At 56.2% G+C, this 15,417-nt stretch carries 17 protein-coding genes and 1 pseudogene; 6 read left to right on the top strand and 12 right to left on the bottom strand.

The window, feature by feature from the left end; all coding sequences use genetic code 11:
* The first annotated feature begins 24 nt into the window (after positions 1–24).
* The 6 genes from NX775_RS23240 to NX775_RS23215 all read left to right on the top strand — a co-directional run bounded on the left by NX775_RS23240 (position 25) and on the right by NX775_RS23215 (position 7,522).
* Positions 25–561, top strand: coding sequence for a hypothetical protein (locus NX775_RS23240; protein ID WP_258838143.1), 537 nt, complete (start codon positions 25–27; stop codon positions 559–561).
* On the top strand, positions 558–1,355 hold the full coding sequence (locus NX775_RS23235; RefSeq protein WP_258838142.1) for a hypothetical protein: 798 nt from the start codon (positions 558–560) through the stop codon (positions 1,353–1,355). Before NX775_RS23240 ends, NX775_RS23235 begins: the two co-directional genes overlap by 4 nt.
* Positions 1,352–2,611, top strand: coding sequence for a tyrosine-type recombinase/integrase (locus NX775_RS23230; RefSeq protein ID WP_258838141.1), 1,260 nt, complete (start codon positions 1,352–1,354; stop codon positions 2,609–2,611). Before NX775_RS23235 ends, NX775_RS23230 begins: the two co-directional genes overlap by 4 nt.
* Before the next feature lie 382 nt (positions 2,612–2,993).
* A complete protein-coding gene (locus tag NX775_RS23225; RefSeq protein ID WP_258838140.1) occupies positions 2,994–3,182 on the top strand; it encodes a hypothetical protein in 189 nt (62 codons plus the stop codon).
* A gap of 595 nt (positions 3,183–3,777) precedes the next feature.
* Complete coding sequence (locus NX775_RS23220; protein ID WP_258838139.1) at positions 3,778–5,526, top strand: ATP-dependent nuclease; 1,749 nt, start codon at positions 3,778–3,780, stop codon at positions 5,524–5,526.
* Entirely contained in the window at positions 5,510–7,522 is a 2,013-nt protein-coding gene (locus NX775_RS23215) for a UvrD-helicase domain-containing protein (RefSeq protein WP_258838138.1), read from the top strand. The genes NX775_RS23220 and NX775_RS23215 overlap by 17 nt, the downstream gene beginning before the upstream one ends.
* A gap of 552 nt (positions 7,523–8,074) precedes the next feature.
* On the opposite strand, the gene NX775_RS23210 is transcribed toward NX775_RS23215, so the two are convergent.
* The 12 genes and pseudogenes from NX775_RS23210 to NX775_RS23155 all read right to left on the bottom strand — a co-directional run bounded on the left by NX775_RS23210 (position 8,075) and on the right by NX775_RS23155 (position 15,416).
* Complete coding sequence (locus tag NX775_RS23210) at positions 8,075–8,476, bottom strand: lysozyme inhibitor LprI family protein (protein ID WP_258838137.1); 402 nt, start codon at positions 8,474–8,476, stop codon at positions 8,075–8,077.
* Positions 8,477–8,688: 212 nt separating this feature from the next.
* Positions 8,689–10,115 (bottom strand): annotated as a pseudogene (locus NX775_RS23205) (IS1182 family transposase); the annotation flags it as partial.
* A gap of 282 nt (positions 10,116–10,397) precedes the next feature.
* Positions 10,398–10,658 carry a hypothetical protein gene (locus NX775_RS23200; RefSeq protein ID WP_258838136.1) on the bottom strand — a complete coding sequence of 87 codons (261 nt, stop codon included), beginning with the start codon at positions 10,656–10,658 and terminating at the stop codon, positions 10,398–10,400.
* A gap of 553 nt (positions 10,659–11,211) precedes the next feature.
* Positions 11,212–11,424 carry a hypothetical protein gene (locus tag NX775_RS23195; RefSeq protein ID WP_258838135.1) on the bottom strand — a complete coding sequence of 71 codons (213 nt, stop codon included), beginning with the start codon at positions 11,422–11,424 and terminating at the stop codon, positions 11,212–11,214.
* Positions 11,425–11,487: 63 nt separating this feature from the next.
* The gene (locus NX775_RS23190; RefSeq protein WP_258838134.1) at positions 11,488–11,715 is read right to left on the bottom strand and encodes a hypothetical protein; all 228 of its coding nucleotides are present in this window, start codon (positions 11,713–11,715) and stop codon (positions 11,488–11,490) included.
* 244 nt (positions 11,716–11,959) lie between these two features.
* Entirely contained in the window at positions 11,960–12,187 is a 228-nt protein-coding gene (locus tag NX775_RS23185) for a hypothetical protein (protein WP_258838133.1), read from the bottom strand.
* 38 nt (positions 12,188–12,225) lie between these two features.
* Positions 12,226–13,029, bottom strand: coding sequence for a hypothetical protein (locus NX775_RS23180; RefSeq protein WP_258838132.1), 804 nt, complete (start codon positions 13,027–13,029; stop codon positions 12,226–12,228).
* A gap of 8 nt (positions 13,030–13,037) precedes the next feature.
* The gene (locus NX775_RS23175) at positions 13,038–13,658 is read right to left on the bottom strand and encodes a hypothetical protein (RefSeq protein ID WP_258838131.1); all 621 of its coding nucleotides are present in this window, start codon (positions 13,656–13,658) and stop codon (positions 13,038–13,040) included.
* 74 nt (positions 13,659–13,732) lie between these two features.
* Positions 13,733–13,936, bottom strand: coding sequence for a hypothetical protein (locus tag NX775_RS23170; RefSeq protein ID WP_258838130.1), 204 nt, complete (start codon positions 13,934–13,936; stop codon positions 13,733–13,735).
* A 459-nt stretch (positions 13,937–14,395) separates the two neighbouring features.
* Positions 14,396–14,674: a hypothetical protein gene (locus NX775_RS23165; protein WP_258838129.1), complete on the bottom strand. Its 279-nt coding sequence runs from the start codon at positions 14,672–14,674 to the stop codon at positions 14,396–14,398.
* A 55-nt stretch (positions 14,675–14,729) separates the two neighbouring features.
* Positions 14,730–15,146: a hypothetical protein gene (locus tag NX775_RS23160; RefSeq protein ID WP_258838128.1), complete on the bottom strand. Its 417-nt coding sequence runs from the start codon at positions 15,144–15,146 to the stop codon at positions 14,730–14,732.
* Between the two features lie 12 nt (positions 15,147–15,158).
* The gene (locus NX775_RS23155; RefSeq protein ID WP_258838127.1) at positions 15,159–15,416 is read right to left on the bottom strand and encodes a hypothetical protein; all 258 of its coding nucleotides are present in this window, start codon (positions 15,414–15,416) and stop codon (positions 15,159–15,161) included.
* Position 15,417 lies beyond the last annotated feature (1 nt).

Below are 15,417 nucleotides of genomic sequence, written 5' to 3'. Positions count from 1 at the left end.
CACCTCGATACAGGTCCGATTCCCATGACGACCTGCGTGCGTTGTCTCGGCACCGGGCGGACCGACCCGCGGCGCGAAAGGACAATCAAAAAGAATCGCGAGCGCCGCATACCTACCCAGGAACAAATCGACGCCTTTAATGGGGCACATTGCAGGCTGCTCTATGCCAGCCTCGGCCCGCACTGGCGGTGCCCGGGCTGTCGTCGTACGAAGTACCAAGCGATCCGCTGGACCACGCTGTTTCGCAACAGCCCGAACAGCTATCAGGGATGGGCGTGCGGCCTGGCCAAGCACCATGATCATGGTCCAAGGCCTGCGCGGTTTCCCGAGACGGTGATGTGCGAACAGTGCAACAGCGCCGACGGCACGGCCAAGCGGGTATTGCGGCTGCCCGACGATTTCTCGTTCTCGCCGGCGGAAGTGAATCGGTTTGTGTTGCCGACGCCGCATGGATGGCACCTGATCGACTACCTCGCTGCGCAGAATCTGTATGCCGCGGTGCGCCGCCCTCTTCCGCCGCCCCCGCCGCTGATCTTCTGGCCACCAGGGACATCATCATGACTCGCCCACCCTTTAAACTTCAGGATGATGAGGCGCGTACTCTGCTTGCGCACCTGAGGATGATTGAAGCGAATCACCCTCTCGACCAGCGCGATCATCGCCCGTTTGTCCGCGCGTTCATGCGGGCCGTGCACAGCGCGACCGGCAAAACCTTCAGCCCTGCCATCTACCGGCGCCTGCTGTCCGTCTACGCGCCTGAGCGGCGCCCATCGACGTCGACGCTCGCGATGGAGAAAGAGAGACTACGCGACGAGCTCGCGCTCGAGCGCGATGGGTCAATGCAAGCGGCGGCGCTGGACGCGCCACGGCTTGGAGAGGCGATTCGCGCCGCGGTTACCGACGCGATCGGCGAGCGGCCGGCCAGGCACGCCGACGCTAGCGCCGGCGCGGCGGGGCCGGATGCCGGATTCTGGCGCGAGCGTGCAGCAGAGACCGAACATGCGTTGGCCGATGCGCGCGCCCACGCCGCACGGCTCGCCGGCGAACTGCTGGCAGCGCAGGCCAGTGTCGAAGTGCTGTCCGCCGAGCTGCAGGCCGCCAGGAACACGTTGAACAAGCAGGCTGACAGCATCGGCAAGCTGGCCGCCGAGGTCGAGGAATCGCGCCGGTTCACCATGCGCGCCATCGATGATGCCCGTGGCGAGACGAGATTGTGGCGCGAGCGCTGTCAGGTCATTGAGGCGCAGGCCGCAGCCAAGGCCAAAGAAGACAATATTTTGCTCGAGACATTCCGCCAGCTCGCCTACCAGCGCGGCGCGGCGATTCCCCCGATACTCCAGAAAGGATCGAAGTGAACGACATCATGATTGCCCCGCTGGCAGCGATCGACCTGATGGTACCGGTGCCGCAGCCCGATCACGGTCTGGGACCAGTCGAGGATGACTGGGACGCAGCCGCTGTTTGGTTGCGCTCGGTCGCTCGCAAGAGCAAGAATGGATCCGAAGAGACCGTCAAAACGTATGCGTTTCACCTGGCGAAATTGCGCTGGTATTGCGAGAACGTGCGCCGCGTCACGCCGTCGCGCTGGAACCTGCAGGATGTCGAAGCCTTTAAAGAATTTCTCGAAGAACTGCCATTCGAGGCGTTATGCGCTCGCATTGACGCGGGCAAAGGACGGCCGGGACGTTACGCGAAACAGGGCGAGCCAGGCCATACACCATTCAGGATCCAGCCGTCGGATGGAAGCCGCGCCGACATCGAGCGCTTCGTGCACGCGATGTTCAGGGCGTGGCACACAAGCGGGTATATTCGCCTCAATCCCATGGCGCTCGAGGGTGCCGGCACGCGGCGCACGATCAACGCGCATCGCGCGATCGACGTCGACGTCCACGCCCTGGTGCTGGCGACGATGGAGCGCGAGCGATGCGACACGCCGGCCGCACGCCAAATTAACTTGCGCGATCGGTTCATTCTCGTGGCCTTGCGCGAACTGGGCCTGCGCGCGAGCGAGATCGTCGGGTCGTCCATGAACGCTTTCGAGCAGCTCTCGGATCCTCAGACGAAGCGACGCTACTGGATTTTTCATGTCACTGCATCGGTTGCTAAAGGTGGAAAAGAGCGCTGGGTGCCGGTCACGGATACCCTTCTTAAAATGCTCGAGGGGTACCGTATGGAGTTTGGCCTGTCGCCGCAGCCGACGCTATCGGAAAAAGGCGCCCTGCTGCTTTCTCCTTACACGCGGGCCGTCCTGATCGCCGGCAAGCCGGTGCGCAGCGCCAACGACCGGCGCTATTTCGGCGCCTGGAAGGAACTGACGACGAGGCAGCACCTGTTTGCGCGCGTGAAAGCGAGACTGGCAACCACGGCCGCGATGCTCGACGCCGACTCTGAGACCAAACGACTCGCCGACGATCTTCGCAAGGCCTCGCCGCATTGGCTGCGCCACACCTTCGCCAAGTCTGCCTTGTTGCAGGGCCAGTCGATGCGCGAGGTCGCTGATCTGCTCGGTCATACCAGCATGGACACGACGATGGTCTACACCAAGCAGAAAGCGCTCGACGCGATCCGTGCCTACGAGCGCGAACACATGGGGCCGGCCAGCGAAACGTAAGAAACTTGCGGTCAGGAGACTGGCGTCTGTTTTGTCCACGGAAGCGGCAGACGTCGGATGGCAAGTCTGCCGATCAGTTGCTCCTAAATCCAAAATTGCGTCGATTTGGGGCTACAATTCTGCTGCAGGATCACCCGGTTAAATTTTTTAGGACATCTTATGACCCATTCCCTTGCTCATTCGGTCGCCGCACGGGGCGACTATCGAATCATTCGACGAAACGGCGCGGTTGTTCCTTTCGATCCCAGCAAGCTTTCGACTGCGATGACGAAGACGTTTATGTCGGTTGCAGGTGGCAAATCTGTGGCTGCATCGTCGGGTGGAAGCGTACAGGCGGATTCTGGAAACGGCGACTGTGGTTCGATAACGTCGGCCGGAGCTGATGGTGCAGCGCCAGGCAATTCTGGAGGCGACGATGATGGTGATGGTGATGGTGATGGCGACGGCGATGGGCCCCGACGTAGACCACGATCCCGCCTCAAATCTCCCCGCACTCGCGCCGCTCGGCGCCGCCTGCCCTCATCAAAACCAGAACCTGAGCGTGCCCATAGCCACGCCTTGCTTGTGTTAGCGTTTGTCTTAACACTCACACTAGCAACTGTTCTGACATGCGCCCTCATTGGGCAGCCGAACCTCGCCGAAAAAATCCTGCTCGCTATTGGCTCAATTGCGGGGTTAGCCTCTGCGTTTGTGCGACCAAAGTAGCCCGGCTGGGCTCGGGGGGGCCGTTGAAGTGCAGCCCCCTCTCCCCATCGCCGCCGGCCAAGCGCCCTTCCGATTGGTGACGCTCCAACGCAGGAACAGCCAGGTACACCGAATTGTATAAAATTGTCAAAATGCGCTTCGATGATAATACCAATTATCATTGAAGGGCAGAACCGTAACCCTTGGAGTTTCGATCTGTAATTTGGAGCTTTCTTGGGTGTGGAGCCCTTGGAAGTAAATTTGGTACTTTTTTGGAAGTAAAGTTGTTAGATATCCTACTCGGCAGATATCTAACAAATTCACTTCCAAGTGCATGGACGCTGAGGACATCACTCGCTTAGAGCAAGCGACCATTAGCTAAAAGGCGCGAACGGAGCGGTGAGGCCACTGGCCTAGCCTGCGTCTAGCTTATTTCGCATACAATGCCTGATGAAAATAGAGTCCTTACGGAAATTTTCAACATGCACCTTTCTAATATCAAGCTGTGGAACTTCCGCAAGTTCGGGACGCGCGCAGCGTTTGCGGTGGGGACGCCGCACCTCGACCTTTGCCTGAACGAAGGCCTCAATGTACTGATCGGCGAAAACGACTCGGGCAAGTCTGCCATCATCGACGCCATCCGCCTCGTTCTCAAGACGCACAGCTACGACTGGGCCCGCGTCGGCGAGGATGACTTCCACCACACGCAGTGCAGGATGAGGATCGAGGTAATACTGTCCGGCCTCGGACCGCCGGAAGCGAAGAACTTCACCGAGTTCCTCTGCTGGGAGCGTGGCGTGTCGGCGCCCCTGCCCTATCTCCGCCTTATCCTCGACGCGAAGAAGAACCCGCTTACCGGTCATGTCCTGCCATACGAGGTACGCGCTGGCGCAGACGCCGAAGGCAAGGCGCTCAGCCCTGAAGCCAAGGAGTACCTCAAGGTTACATACCTGAAGCCGCTGCGCGACGCGGAAGACGAACTGGTGGCCAGGAAGAACTCCAGGCTCTCGCAGATTCTCGTCGGGCACGAAGCGTTCAAGAACAAGGGTATCGGCCACGTGCTGATGAAGCAGCTCGCGGGCTTTAACGGCTCGATCGAAGGCTATTTCGACGGAAAGGACCATGCGGGGGCAACGATTCCGGACCAGCTCGGCAAGTCTCTGAAAGACGACATTGATGGCTATATCGCGGCACTCTACGAACCGGGCAAGAAAACCGGGCTTGCGGTCACGGAGCGCGGCCAGCTCAGGAACCTTCTAGAGAAACTGGAGCTTTCGATCTCTGGCGAAACGAAGCCCGGGCTGGGCACGCTCAACCGCCTTTTCATGGCGTCCGAGTTACTTCACCTAAACAAGAGCGGATGGACCGGGATACGCCTGGGGTTGGTGGAAGAACTGGAGGCGCATCTGCATCCTCAGGTCCAGATGCAGGCCGTCGAAATGCTCCAGAAGCAGGCAAATGTACAGCTCATTCTGACTACGCACAGCCCGAATATCGGATCGAAAGTAGAACTGAAGGATCTGGTTATATGCAGCGAAGGCAAAGCATTCCCGATGGGCCCCGCGCACACAGAGCTAGCAACCGACGACTACGTGTTCCTCCAACGGTTCCTCGACGTCACGAAAGCTAACCTGTTTTTCTCGAAAGGAGTGATCCTGGTTGAGGGATGGTCGGAAGAGCTGCTCGTGCCTGAATTCGCCAAGTTCCTTGGATATAACCTGACCCAGAAGGGAATCGCTGTTATCAACGTTAACAGTCTTGCCTTCATCCGGTACGCCAATATCTTCAAGCGCAAGGCCAAGCCCGATTTCCCCAAGCCGGTGGCAGTAATTACGGATTCGGACGTTTCTCCGGACAACGAGGACGGCGCGATTAAGGGAGACAAAGCGATGCTCGCGGCTGCCATCGCCGCCAAAAGAGTCAAGTACGACGGCCAGTGTGTTAAGTCCTTTATTGCGCCGCAGTGGACTCTGGAATACTGCCTATCGAAATCCGCCGCGTTCGGACCGAAATTTCAAGAGATAGCGAAAGCCGTTCACAGCGGCACCGAGTGGACCGACTTCGACGCGACCCTCACCAAAAAACTGGAGAGCCAGTCGCTGAAGAAGACCGAAATCGCGAGCCGGCTGGCTCAAGCGATAGCGAAGGGCGAAATTGATAGGTTGAAGGTCGCGGGCGACAAGCACGTCGAATACCTCGTGAACGCAATTAAATATGCCTGCGGCGTTTAGCGTTACGGACGAGGACATCGCCTACGCCGAGAGCATCCTCCTTCCGGCCGGTGAATCATTCGATAGCGAGCGCCGCGAATTCATCAGAAACCTGGACACCATCGACCTCCAGGCCGTACCCGGCAGCGGCAAGACGACAGCGCTACTCGCGAAGCTGCTGATCCTTGACCGCCACCTTCCCTTCGCCGACGGTGCAGGCGTCCTCGTCATTTCCCACACCAACGCCGCTATCGACGAGATAAGGGATAAGATTGGTTCCCGCTGCTCCAACCTATTCAGGTACCCGAACTTCGTCGGTACAATCCAGTCGTTCGTGAACGAATTCCTCGCCGTGCCTTACTACGCTAACCGCTTCAATAAGGCACCGCTTAGAATAGAGGACGGTATCTATGATCAGAGATTCTCGTGTCCGCCTTTCAAGATCAGGGACTTCACCGATGAGGAAAACAGGAACGCCAGGCGCTACCTTATGGCATCGAAAAAAGCCATCAGATGGAGTATGGAAAACGGTAAGGCCGTCCTCACGGACGGCTATGGCGGCAAAGCCATCGACTTTAGCAAGCCACGGGGCAACACCAAGCCACAGAACTACGCCGACTGGAATGAAGCCGAAAGGGCGCGCGTGGGATCTTGGGTGTCCGCGTTCAAGGCCCAGATACTGAAGGCCGGATACCTGTGCTACGACGATGCGTACTTCCTCGCAAGCCTGTCCCTACGGAAGAATCCGCTCGCAGGTGAGCTTCTCCAGAGAAGGTTCACTTACGTGTTCGTTGACGAGATGCAGGACATGGAACAACACCAGCATGACCTGCTCGAAGAGGCCTTTATGGCAAACCCTTGCTCACGGAGTACCTACCAGCGGATCGGCGACAAGAACCAAGCCATTTTCGAAGGTAGGGACGCCTCGGCGCACGCTTTCTGGAAGGACCGGGCGACGGTACTACAGCTCAACGGGAGCTACCGGCTGAGTCCGATGGTCGCGGGGATAGTCAGCCCGTTCGCGGTCTCCCCGCTGAAGATCGACGGGAGACAAATGCGAGCCAACGGCCTTCCCGTATCCGTCAAGCCCAGACTCATCGTGTACTCCGACACGACGAAGGAGCAGGTAGTCGCCACGTTCGCGTCCCTCATCCGAACGCTGCTCGACTCCGGAGAGATTCCGGACAGCCGGAAAAACAAATACAAAGCCATCGCTTGGGCAACACAGAAGGGGGACGGAAAAGTACGGCTCTGCGACTACTACCCGGGCTTTTCAAAGGAAGAACAGCAGCAGAAGCCTGACTACTCTGATCTAGCGAGCCACCTTGAATACTACGATAAGGAAGACCGCACCATGTCGTCGATCGAGAGCAGCATTTGCAACGCCCTGCTGCGCATTCTGAGGGAGGAGGCCCTTTTCAATCCAGAGGGGATGCCGTACTCGAGAGCGAGGATGCTGACATTCCTACGGGAGGACAAGCACGACTATTGGCCGACTTACCAAGCGCAGGTGTACGAGTGGTGCGCCGACGTCTTGGGGGGACAGGGCATAGCGGTGCTGAGGAAGATCCAAGCCGCCCTGCCCGAGTTCCTGCGGCAGTTTGGCGGTAAGGTGGACAGGAGTTCCGCGTTCATATCAACCCGGAACGAAGGCATGCCGGCAATAGCAATGAAAACCGGCAGCGAAGCAGCCAACTTTTTCAAGCACGACGGAGTCACAGTAGAGATTGCCTCGGTGCACCGGGTAAAGGGGGAAACGCATGCGGCAACGCTATACATGGAGTCGTTTTACGAACGGGGCGGCGGCGGCAATTACGAATCCGAACGTCTCGCGGAACAGCTGCAAGGCGACCCCCTGTCCGTCAAGCCGCACAACCTAGTTGTGCAGTCAGCCAAAATGGTCTATGTAGGGTTCTCAAGGCCTACTCACCTGCTCTGCTTCGCCGTGCACGAAGCGAGGTTTAAGAAGCTGGAGGCCAGTATGCCACTGGGCAGGTGGGAAGTCGTCCGCCTGTAGCAGGAGCCGCGCGGCAAGCAGCTTCCATTCCTTACGCCCCGCGATTGCGCCCTACTAACGGCCGCGTGATCAAGACGCGCTTCAAAACGCCTGGCTATCGCAGAGCGCCATCAGGCGTCGTAGCACCAGACATCGCGCCTGCTATCGAGCCGAAACCGGCACGGTCTAACAAATGTAGTTCATGCCGCAGTAAAGTGCCCGTTTTACTTCTAGTTTTCGGAAGTAAAAGTATGAGATCGGGATCGCAGATTGAAAATCCCTTCCATGATCCGGGCCTATAGCGATCTAACAACGTTGCTTCCGAGAGCTTGTGGCCCGCAGCGCCGGCGCTCCTGATGCGACAGGTTTATGGAGCGCTACCGTCCGTTGAAGCAAAAATGCCACGGCTTGCGCAGCAAAGTTGCCACATGTCGTGCGGTTACCGGCTAGCCACGTCGGCCAGTTGAAAGGCCGGTCTCGACCCAAAGAAGACAATGCAGATCTGCTCTCTACGACCCGGCTAGCTCCGGCAACAGGAGGCCTACATGCTTTTTATGGTTCGCTTGAGCCAGCTTAGACGTTCGGGAACCCGTTGAGAAGCTGCCCGATGCGATCCTTCGTCATTGTCGTTTTGCATTGGTTAAGCGCCATCGTGTATGCGGTCTTACTCTCTTCTATCTCAAACGCGAAAACTGCGCAGTTTGCATCACGGAACTTAATCCATGCAATCTGAGCGGACTTCAACTTGGAAAGCAGTTCAGTACGTAGTTCCGGTGCTGCCTTGTACGAACCCACGACCTGATCAATGGTTTGACGATAGACGACATTCAGTTCCCGATCTGCCTGTTTGAAATTTTCAGCAACGCAAGACTCGATACTGGCACTTGAACTCAAAGCACATTGTGTGTCGGCATTGGTTGTTCCGGCCAAGCAGAAAACGAAAAGACTTACGAAAAACTTCATCAGTTCCTTCATATCGATTCTGTTGGGAAAAGGGGAATGACCGCTTTTGGCCCAGGCTGTGTAAAAACTTAGAAGTAGGCCTTGGCAGGAGAACTATACCCGCCGATGCATTTGGTACGGCGCTTTAAGAAACTCAGGGAGCAATGCCGTGTTTTTGAGGTTACTGACCGGATCAGCAAGGTAATCGCTCCAAATACGCGTTGCAGGTCCAATAAAAAGGCATACGCCCTAATCGCTTCCATCATGCCAGCGACCCCAAGCAGCGACATCAACCGTTTGACGTTATAGGCGAGCACGTGCAGGCTCATTTCGGTCTTCACGCGTTCCAGTCCTTTTGTCAGGAAGTGCGTTGCCCCCATCCAGGACTTGATGGTCCCGAATGGATGCTCGACTGAGCAACGCCGGATCCGCATGGCATCTGGGCTCCGTCCAAGCTGCTCCTGCATGTCGTCGAGCACGTCCTGGTGCTCCCAGCGCGTCACCCGGCGCTGTTGGCTAGGCGTGCACCTGTCCTTGAGCGGGCAGGTCTTGCAATTCGAGCTCCAATAACGGTTGAGCGTCATGCCTTTTTCAACGCCGGCGAAACGCCAGATCAGTGCCTGACCCGCCGGGCAACGATACTCGTTCTTCTCCCGGTCATAGACGAAATCTGATTTGTCGAATCTGCCGTCGGCCTTGGCGTTGGATGTCCTGGTAGCCGGCACCAGCACGGCAATCCCGGCTTGCTTGCACGCCAAAATTTCCTCGCCCTTGAAGTAGCCGCGATCAGCAATTGCAGTCAGCGACTCTGTCCCGATTGCGGTGCGAGCCTTCTTTGCCATTCGCGACAGCTGATCGCGGTCGTTGCCGATGTTGGTTACCTCGTGTTCGACGATCAAATGGTGCTTGGCGTCGACTGCGGTTTGCACGTTGTAGCCGACGATGCCTGAGCCCCGCGTCATCATGGAACGAGCATCTGGATCGGTCAGCGAGATCTGCGTTTCGCCAGTCTCCTCCAGCCTCGCTTCAATTTCTCTAAGCGCGGCCATCTGCAATTTCATCGCTGAGATCTTCTCGTTCAGTCGGGCGCTGCGCGCTTGCTTTACCGCCGGCTCCTGCCTGTCAGCCGTGTCCAGTTCCGCCAAATAGCGGCCGATATTGGCCTCGATTTCTTCCATCCGGCGCTTGAGCTTTGCTTGAGTAAAGTTGCGATCGCTGCTGTTGACTGCTTGAACTTGCTGCCGTCGATCGCCACAACCGCGTCCGAGAACAGGTCCAGTTGCTGGCACAGAACGACAAACTGCCGGCACACATTGCGGATCGCTTTGCCATTATCTTTACGGAAGTTCGCGATCGTCTTGAAGTCCGGCGCCAAGCGTTGCGTCAACCACATCAGCTCGACATTACGCTGCGCTTCGCGCTCGAGCCGACGGCTCGATTGGATGCGGTTAAGGTAGCCATAAATGTAAAGTTTAAGAAGAACGGCGGGATGGTAAGCGGGCCGGCCCGTCTTTGCTGGTTGCACCCGAGTGAAGCCCAGGATGCCAAGGTCAAGTTCGTCCACGAATACATCGACCACCCGCACTGGATTATCTTCGGCCACGTAGTCGTCCAAGAGTTCAGGCAACAGCGTGCCTTGGCCACGATCCTCGCCTTCAATAAAGCGCTTCATTTTGCATCTGTCTTGATGAGATACTGGCTTAACGTTTACCGAGCCACGTCCGTTTACACGAGGCTACGTTTTTACACAGCCTGGGCCGATAGCGGACGTTGGGGGCTCAGTGTACGAGCTTGTTGCAACCTGGACAAGCCGCCGGTGGGCTGGTAGACAGGTTGTTGAGGCAGACTTTATTGTTTTGTGGCGAACTTTATTAGTTTGTGGCGGACTTTATTAGCGCGCCACACTCGATCCCAGGTGCGGGACAGCCCAATTATCAGCATCGTGTTTTCCGTCCTATCGGTTGCCCAGCTTTTGAACCTCAGCGATCAGTGACACGGCGACGAACATGCCGAAGGCCGGGGCAATTGCCGAGACCGGTACCCACCACCACGACTTGTCGGAAACCGACGTGATCCCAAGCATGCCGCCGACAAGTTTGACCCCAACCAGCACAGGCAACAGGGCTCCAAAGACCTGTAGGCCAAACATGGCAGCGCCGCGCCAAGTGCGAATACCGAGGTCTTTCAGGGCCTGGCTACGGTGATCTTGTCCCATGATGTTTTCCTCGACTAGGCAGCGTGCTTAAGGCGCCAAGCCTCAGTGTTCTTGATTGCGTCGTACAACTTACCTTCTACGCGATTGCTGTCTATTTCACCTAGCTCTACACAGTACTGCGTCCACCCATCGTGCCAAACGTGGCTCGTTGTAACCATAACAGGTGCAGTACCTTCCTCCGGAAACTGGTCCGCGGTTATGTCGACTATTAGGTCACCGCGCCGCAACCAGATATGAGATTTTTCAAGATGTTCGCCACGGCTCCCAACTACAAGTTCGAATCCGTTTTCCCCTGATTCCTTGAGTAGCGCGCCCAATACCCTCGAACAGTCGTCGCACCAACCTCCAGGGAAAAGGCCGTTGGGGTTCCAGATCGAGGGACTGACCTCTTCAACGATCGAACGCACTAGCGCTGCAATCCGGCCCACATTTGATTCTGACGTATCCATTAATGTTTTTTCCTCGTCGCCGGCACCGTGCCAGCTCTCAATGCACCAGGCCCGTCGTGCGGGCCATGGGGATGCAAACACCGCCAAGCGAAGAAAGTTTTCGATTAGTCGACGTGAATGATTAAGCTCACGCTGTTCGCTTCACGTAAGACATTGGTCGACGCGATTTTCATAAAAACATCTTCGTCTTGTGTGTTGCTCGCCGCGTTAACAGCCTTTTGAACGCTTGCTTTCGTGCCCATCACGAAAATCTCTGCGGTATCCGGCAAATCGTGCAGGAGAGCCAGGAGTTGCGCCTTTGTTGTGGTGCGTGCCATGTCGTACTTCCTTAGATCGGCTACCGGCCGGGTCGGGGTGCCGATCGGCACCAGGTTGTTTTCCTAGCGCTTCTTGTCGGCGGCCTTGATCTCGTCTTCTGTAAGCTGCAGACGATGGAGATACGCGCCTTTTGTCATGACAGGAACTGGTTTGAGGGTGCCATCGTCACCAGCTCCGACCAGCCCGTAGGTTTTACCTTCATCGGTGAGGCCAAATGCAGCAAGGTGCCATACTGTTGCGTCGTGTTTGAAGTACCAGTCCACTGCTGGCATGATCTGGATAATTTTCATTTTTAGTCCCTTTCACGGGCCGGCACTGCGCCGCCCTTCCAGTGCCGCAGCCGCGTCAAGCGCGGCGAAGGCGAACATGATAGTTGACGATGTATAGGAGAAGACTCTCCGAAATCCACACCGGCCGATCAACTAACTTTTCCTCGTTCGCCGGCACCGTGCCAGCTCTCAACGCACTAGGCCAGTCATGCTGGCCGTGGGTGCTGCTGTGCGGGTTTTCCGCTGCTAGTCGTTGCTTAGATGGTCAATCGGGCATGCCGCGCGTGCGGTCCTGAACCTCGCGACGTTCGATAATCTTTGTCAGATGAGGAACAACCTGCAGATCGTAGACCGCTTTCTGCTTTTCGGTAAGAGCGCTGTAGCCTTGATCGATACACGCCAACGCGACCCCATGTGCTGTGGACTTCTCCTCGATCACGCCCTCGTCCACGGCCTCTTGCAGCAGTTCATGCGATTCAAAGTCGTATTCCATGTCGTTCCTAATAAACTGTTTATACGCTATTTTCCTATTTATTCCAGCGAGTTAGAAGCGGCATGCATTGCGCTAACCAACTTTGGTACCGCCTCGGCAATGCCCGTCACGAGCTTCACCATTTTCTGGCTGCCTTCAGCTGCACCTAAACTCACGCGCCAATAGCTAGCCAATTTTTCGCGTAACGCAACTGGTGCAGCCTCAGCGACATCATCATGGCTGTCAATCACTTCGGCAGCGGCTTGCTTCGCTGCTTCACGCATCGCTTGACGTCCGCGAATGGGATAATCATCAATGCCGCGCACAATCAGATCTACTTGGTGTAGGACAAACACACGTACAGGCTCTGGAAGGTCATCGTCTTCGACAGTTTTACGAAAAGCGGTCAGAGCATCCATTAGTCGCTGGAGCTCTTCATGGGATAGCGCATCTTCACTTTCGATGGCTTGCGTGCACCAGCGAAGGGCGAGCATTTGATGTTCAGCAAGGTTGGGCCTAAAGTTGCCCCAGCCGGAAGATAGATTTGCTACCGAAATGACATTGAGAACTGCCATTAATGCCGGTTCATACAGATCACTTGAAAAACTTGTTGCCGACATTAGCTTTCGCAGCAATAACACCTCGTTACGTACCAGATTTAGTCTGCTACTGATGGCATGGGGATCTGCGTGAGCGTCATCTGCAGCTATGCCAAAGACACTGCCCCAAACTTCGAGCATCGGTGCTTGATCAGGCATGCGTGAGGTTAAGCTTAGTATGTGGATCAAACGTTTAGCAGGATTCGTTCGCTCTCGCTCTTCGTGGGCAGAGCCTGATTCTTGTTGGTCTTCTTGCGCTTGCATGTGTTTTCCTATCGTTTAGAGTTGCAGGCGTAGCGTTCAAATTTAAGTTCCGGCTGCTCTTGCGCAGGCTCAAACTTTGCATAAAGATGGTCCTGAAGTAGCACCGGAATACTTTCAAGACCGATACGAACCTGTTGATACATTGCCATCGCAAGCACTTCGCCAGTTGTCACATGCGCGATAAGTTTGTTCGCCGTCTCGATGATATTGACCAGTGACCATTCGATAACGGGTTGAGGCATATTGATAGCACCGAAAACGTCAGTTGGCGAAACCATCGACAAGCTTTTGCCATTGATCGAATAATGTTCGATAGCGATATCGCTGGAGTTGCGCTTGGTAAGCTGTACCAGTTTCCCTTTTCTTGCGCCTAGACCTAAGAACTCTAAGAGCGCCCTGGCATGAAGAAAACCGATGTCGATCAACGGGTCTGCGAAAGTTGACAAGCTAAGATCCATTGCTGGCTTACCAGCAATGCTAATGCTAATGGGCGTCGAGTCGTTGAATTTCTCACACAAATTCAAGACCGATAGCGTTCCCTCGATGGCACTGACCCGGCGGGGAAGCCAGACAGCTAGAACCTGGTCTAAGCTCAGAGGTTGACTGCGTAAGTCTTGGCGCGCTTCCATCACATTTCCTATACTAGCTGCCGGCCAGCTTGCGGGCGCCAACAGGGCGCGTTTTACTTTACCTGCGTTTTTCTTTAGATCGGCAATGCATCTACAGCGCTTTTGATTGCAGTCCGGTACTCCGTGGCTTCGTCCAGCGCTCGAACTTCGCTGCGGGCCGGGCCACGACCTGTCCTCGTAGTTGCGACACGCGACGCCTCCAAGAACGAGTGCAGCGCCTTCTGCCGCGCGTACGCATCGATGAGGTCGAGCAGGTGCTGTTTAGTGATTTCGGCCATGGCGCGTTTTCCTCGTTATCCCAAGCGTCGAGCGGCGGCGCAGTCTGGGCAATAACCTTTGTGCGCCGCTCATACCCATCCCTGTGTCGATGCATTGCTGCGAAGACTGGTGGTAGAACCAAGTTGGCGTCCTTGGCGGTGTCCTGATTGAATGCCTGTGATCGTGGGCATTTCATGCCACCGTCACACAACAACAGCATTTCCGTTAAGATCGACATCATATTTTCCTTTGCAACCGCCCCAGCGAAGCCAGGGCGGTATGCCACCTTAGTGACAGTGAGAGAGAATTAACATCACGAGCACGGCTACTGCCCACAATTTCCAGATTCCGTTCATTTGAGACTCCTTGCTTAAGTTCCAACCGGCTTGGTTGTCTCAGGTATAGGAAGCAGTCTCATCAATCTTTCTGATTTGAAACAATTTCTTACATTTTCTTAGCGAACCCGTTTTCCTTGGGGTTCAGGCACTAGCCAAAGCCCTGAAAATCGTTTCAAAGAGTTGCGCAGCATTCGCGCGCGTAGTTGAATCGAGCGGACGTTCGCCGCACTCATCCCCATCAAGCAACACCGCAAGAGTCATGGCCTTTCCCATTGGATGATCCGTCGCAGTGCGAAAGGCGGCTAAGACCGCTTCCGCACCTGCTTGGGCCTCAACTGCTGGCGGTGTCCGATGTAATTGTGCCTTGGCAGTTGCTGGGTAGGCACGAATCAAGCGGCCCAGATACCGGTCTTTGCTCATGGTCATTTCCTCGCCCAGCGGCCGGCCGGGTAACGGGCGCCGGAGCGCTGTTTCCCTAGAACGGCACATCGTCAATCAATGAGCCAACTTCCGGCGCCTCGTGCTGCCCCGCCATCTTTTCGAGCCGCGCTATGGCCCGTGACTTCATCTCTTTGATTTGAGGCGCGATCGCGTACATATCGACTCCAACTGCCGACGCGCAAAGTTGACCTAGCAGATCCATCTCTCGCTTTTCAACGGCCTGCGTCGGCACGAGTAGGATGGCACAAGCAAACGCTAACTCATCCGAAGTCGGTAGCGTGGCTGTCTTCTCCTCTACTGCTTCCAGGTACTGATCAACGACTGCCTCAGCGTCAAGAAACTGTTTGGTCGAGGCGTCATCTTCACCGTGCTTCAGTTCGACCTTGAGCCTTGCGAGCAAAACCTCACGGCCCCGTGCGATAGCTTGGTTCTTATCGAATTTGCGCGTCATGTTTTCCTTGGGCTAATCACTGGTGCGGAGCAATTCAGCAACAGTCGTCACATGCTGTTTGACATACATGACCTCGCCACTGCTCAGAGTCAGGCGGGTATGTGGGCTGCCAGATAGCTCATACGATGCGACGGATTCGTAAGAGGTTACATCGCTGGCGCGAATCGCACGTGAGGTAGTCGAAGCGGAGCCTTGACCTTGCATCATGAAGAGCGAAAGCAAGGGATTAATATCAACAGATACCGCGTCGAAGGTGACAAACTTGCTCATG

Origin of the sequence: Massilia aurea, from assembly GCF_024753205.1 — a bacterium.
Taxonomy (GTDB): Bacteria; Pseudomonadota; Gammaproteobacteria; order Burkholderiales; family Burkholderiaceae_D; genus Telluria; species Telluria aurea.
Note: the sequence above shows the minus strand (reverse complement) of the source record. Positions and strands in the feature narration are given on the sequence as shown.

Coding starts and splice junctions, on each gene's coding strand:
- NX775_RS23180 (WP_258838132.1), bottom strand. CDS start 13,029: ATGCAAGCGCAAGAAGACCAACAAGAATCAGGCTCTGCCCACGAAGAG.
- NX775_RS23220 (WP_258838139.1), top strand. CDS start 3,778: ATGCACCTTTCTAATATCAAGCTGTGGAACTTCCGCAAGTTCGGGACG.
- NX775_RS23170 (WP_258838130.1), bottom strand. CDS start 13,936: ATGGCCGAAATCACTAAACAGCACCTGCTCGACCTCATCGATGCGTAC.
- NX775_RS23200 (WP_258838136.1), bottom strand. CDS start 10,658: ATGGGACAAGATCACCGTAGCCAGGCCCTGAAAGACCTCGGTATTCGC.
- NX775_RS23240 (WP_258838143.1), top strand. CDS start 25: ATGACGACCTGCGTGCGTTGTCTCGGCACCGGGCGGACCGACCCGCGG.
- NX775_RS23155 (WP_258838127.1), bottom strand. CDS start 15,416: ATGAGCAAGTTTGTCACCTTCGACGCGGTATCTGTTGATATTAATCCC.
- NX775_RS23235 (WP_258838142.1), top strand. CDS start 558: ATGACTCGCCCACCCTTTAAACTTCAGGATGATGAGGCGCGTACTCTG.
- NX775_RS23210 (WP_258838137.1), bottom strand. CDS start 8,476: ATGAAGGAACTGATGAAGTTTTTCGTAAGTCTTTTCGTTTTCTGCTTG.
- NX775_RS23190 (WP_258838134.1), bottom strand. CDS start 11,715: ATGAAAATTATCCAGATCATGCCAGCAGTGGACTGGTACTTCAAACAC.
- NX775_RS23175 (WP_258838131.1), bottom strand. CDS start 13,658: ATGGAAGCGCGCCAAGACTTACGCAGTCAACCTCTGAGCTTAGACCAG.
- NX775_RS23215 (WP_258838138.1), top strand. CDS start 5,510: ATGCCTGCGGCGTTTAGCGTTACGGACGAGGACATCGCCTACGCCGAG.
- NX775_RS23160 (WP_258838128.1), bottom strand. CDS start 15,146: ATGACGCGCAAATTCGATAAGAACCAAGCTATCGCACGGGGCCGTGAG.
- NX775_RS23225 (WP_258838140.1), top strand. CDS start 2,994: ATGGTGCAGCGCCAGGCAATTCTGGAGGCGACGATGATGGTGATGGTG.
- NX775_RS23195 (WP_258838135.1), bottom strand. CDS start 11,424: ATGGCACGCACCACAACAAAGGCGCAACTCCTGGCTCTCCTGCACGAT.
- NX775_RS23185 (WP_258838133.1), bottom strand. CDS start 12,187: ATGGAATACGACTTTGAATCGCATGAACTGCTGCAAGAGGCCGTGGAC.
- NX775_RS23165 (WP_258838129.1), bottom strand. CDS start 14,674: ATGAGCAAAGACCGGTATCTGGGCCGCTTGATTCGTGCCTACCCAGCA.